The organism is Coleofasciculus sp. H7-2, assembly GCF_042747725.1.
In the GTDB taxonomy this organism is placed as follows: domain Bacteria; phylum Cyanobacteriota; class Cyanobacteriia; order Cyanobacteriales; family FACHB-T130; genus FACHB-T130.
Genome location: NZ_JBHZGO010000097.1, coordinates 1 through 3,681 on the forward strand (window position 1 = coordinate 1; position 3,681 = coordinate 3,681).

1 protein-coding gene and 1 pseudogene are annotated in these 3,681 nt (G+C 41.0%); both read left to right on the top strand.

Annotation, left to right across the window (positions count from 1 at the left end; all coding sequences use genetic code 11):
- Positions 1-125: 125 nt before the first annotated feature.
- Positions 126-1,799: pseudogene (locus tag ACFW2W_RS19135) on the top strand (ATP-binding protein); the annotation flags it as partial.
- A 709-nt stretch (positions 1,800-2,508) separates the two neighbouring features.
- Positions 2,509-3,591, top strand: coding sequence for a hypothetical protein (locus ACFW2W_RS19140; RefSeq protein ID WP_378181704.1), 1,083 nt, complete (start codon positions 2,509-2,511; stop codon positions 3,589-3,591).
- Positions 3,592-3,681: the final 90 nt, after the last annotated feature.

Here is a 3,681-nt window from a genome sequence, read left to right on the forward strand (position 1 = left end):
CAGCTCGATCGCTTCAATCACCTTTTGCCGCAGGTCATAGCTGTAGGGTTTAGCCATAAAAGTTTGAAAATAGACGACAACGACATCCCTCATAGTCTATGTCCTAATGCACCTGGCGACAGCTATATCAACAAGAAGAAGCGATCGCCTACGAATTGGCTGCCAAATTCTACCTGGAATGGGGTAAAGAAAAAATTGCCCAGGTGTATCTCGTAGATGCTTACTACGGCTACGCTCGTTGGGGAGCCAAAGTGAAGATTGACGATCTAGAACAACGCTATCCCCAACTACTTGCTCCTATCTTAAAACAGGATAAAGCTCGTTCGTTCGAGGCCAGCACTACCTCCAATAGCACCTCATCTTTTAGCACGAACCAAACAATTGCTGGGAGTACCAGCATCGCAGTCGTAGATTTACCCACGGTTATCAAAGCTTATCAAGCTTTGTCTAGCGAAATTAAGCTCGAACAATTGCTCACTACCCTGATGCAAGTGGCGATTCAGAATGCAGGCGCTCAAACAGGAGTATTGATTTTGAAAGAAGAGGAGAACTGGAAAATCGCCGTCCACTGTAGCGATCGCCAAGGCTGCATTCTGCAAGATATTCCCCTCGAAGAGAGCGGGTCAATTCCTCATACCCTCATTAACTACGTCAAACGGACTAAAGAAACCCTAGTTTTCGATGATGCCAAGACTCAATTAACATTTGCTTCTGACCCCTATATGAAGCAGCAGCAACCTAAGAGTATTCTGTGTACTCCTATCCTCCATCAAGGCAAAATGATGGCAATTCTGTATTTGGAAAACAATTTAACAACCGGAGCATTTACGAGCGATCGCGTCGCCCTCCTCAACATCCTCTGTTCCCAAGCGGCAATTTCCTTACAGAACGCTCGTCTGTATCAGCAATCTCAAGAGTATGCCCAAAAACTAGAGCTTTATCTCACCGATCTCAAACAAATGCAACTGCAACTGGTACAGAGCGAAAAAATGTCTGCTCTCGGCAATTTAGTAGCAGGAGTTGCCCACGAAATTAACAATCCTGTAGGCTTTATTGCCGGAAACCTGCAACCCGCGCAATATTATGTGCAGGATTTATTCAACCTAATCGACCTTTATCAAGAAAAGTTTCCCATTCCAGGAGTGGAAATTGAGAAAGAAATTGAGGAGATTGACTTAGAGTATTTGCGAGATGATCTACCCAAACTGATTCAGTCGATGAATGAGGGTGTCGATCGCATTCGCGGCATCAGTACGAGTTTGAGAACCTTTTCGAGGGCAGATAGCGATCGCCCAGTTCCTTTCAATATTCACGATGGACTCAACAGCACTATCCTGATTCTCAAGCATCGTCTAAAAGCCAATGAAAACCGTCCTGCCATTGAAATTGTGAAAGAGTATGGCAATTTGCCTCCGGTGGAATGCTTCCCCGGACAGCTAAATCAGGTATTTATGAATATCTTGGCAAATGCCATTGATGCTCTGGAAGAACAAAGTAAGGGACGTAGCTTTACTGAGATTCAAGCTCTACCCAACCAGATCGCGATTCAAACTGCTGTGAGCGCAAAGGGCGAACGAGTTTTGATTAGGATTAAGGACAATGGAGGTGGTATCACTAATGAAGTGAAACAAAAAATCTTCGATCACCTCTTCACAACCAAACCTGTGGGTGAAGGAACGGGTTTAGGATTGTCTATTGCCCGCCAAATTGTTGTAGAAAAACACCAGGGGACGTTGGAGGTGAATTCTTCTTTAGGGCATGGCTCCGAGTTTGTTATTTCTATTCCAATAAATGGGTAGAACTGCGCTATTTAAGAACATCATTAGTATCTTTTGCCCTAAGTGCGATCGCTTTTCGTAGATTATCTGGTTGTGGACAATAGTCAGAAGTCATCCACTGCCCCTTACTCATTCCCGATCTCATCTGTATCTATAGCAATCCTAAGTGAGTTTTACTTTCTCTTTTCTTTCTCTGCGCTCTCTGCGTCCTCTGCGGTTCGTTATTCTTCACTAATCAAATAGGACTGCTATATAAACTTTTGTAGCGTTGCTGAATGGCAGTAAGCTCTCGCTTTGAGCTTCAAGCTGCAATAGACAGATGAAATAGTTAGATACTATAAGTATTTAGAGCGAGAACAATTGTAAACCAAAAATAAAGTCGTTGACTAGAAAATAAATTTCTACCTGAAAAATAAAGCTTTCTACGGGTAAATACCTGGCGTGGTTGGGACGCCATCAACTAAGCCACCTCTCAACCACACTATTAGCCTAATTTCTCCCTGTCGCTGTCATGCCAAATATCCCACAAAACAGCCAGAAAAATTCTTCGAGCATAGGAGAACAGTCTTAAACGTGAAAATAGCAGAGTAATTGGTGCAGCATCCAGTACTTCTCAAGCATTCTCTTAACAAATCTTCTGATAGATAGATAGATGAATTTTTGCCCTGTTTTTGAACCTTTGTCATTTAAAATCAATTAAGATTCAATTACTGCCTATTAAAAAGACAAGATGTTTGCCAGACTACGCCGGATTTTGGGTCAATTTTTTAGTAAGTCCAGGAAAATCAATAACGAACCACTCAATAAAGTGAGTTTGATTGTCATTATTTTGATTGATATTTTTATTTTAGTTAATGTTTTTACGGGTCTGGATGATATTAGCAGATGGCATATCGCTCCTTCGCAGGCTTATCCCTGTTATTCCGAATGGCAAACTTACCGAACCCAAACCACTAAAGATAAAGATTATGAATTTTTCAGGCTTTCCTTTCCCTATGAAAATAACACTCAATCTAGTTTTAAGCAGACATATCAACAAGCCGAATCAGGGCATTTAGGCAACGTTTCGGAAACCTGCTTAACGTATGGCGGTTACAAAGATAAGGTTAATAACTCGGCAAATCAGCAAATCCTAAAAACTATCGCTCAGAAACAAGAAAAAATCAGTAGCCTTGAACAAGCAAATCGGACTATTCGTACACAATATGACTCATCACTCTTAGAAAAGATTGCGGGTCAGTCTCGCGATCGCTCTATTAATTCCGTCGGTGCTGAAAAAGCCAAACAAGCGTTAGAGCAAAACACTCGCACAATTTCTACGCTTGCTAAAGAAATTTCTAATCTTAAAAGCGAATTGATTGCTAAACCGGAAAGCCTTAGTTTGATAGCCTTTGTTAAGGATGACGGAAACTTTAGGGAAGTTGAAAAAGGCTATCAGCAGGCGTCATTTTGGTATCCCAGTATCCAATTTGGGTTTCAATCTCTCTTTCTTCTACCGCTGATTTTCGTTGCCTTATTAGTTCACAACTTTGCTCAACGAAAAGGATATGGACTCATCTCGCTGATTAGCTGGCATTTGCTGGTTATCTTTTTTATACCGCTAATCCTTAAAATCTTTGAATTTCTTCAAGTTGGCGTAATATTTCAATCTCTCTTCGATATTATTAGCGTCCTTTTTGGCGGGTTGCTTTTCCTGATCAGTTATGTTTATATCTTGCTAGTTCCGCTGGTTGGGTTTGGAATTATCAAGTTTTTTCAAAAAGTTGTCTTTAATACTATCCCTCTTCTGTCACTTTCCGAATATAATGAATAAAGAAATTGAAAAATAAAACTCTACACAGTAGGTAGGGCAATGGATGTAGAATTACAAGTTTTCAAACATTTAGCTAGAGATGCCCATCCC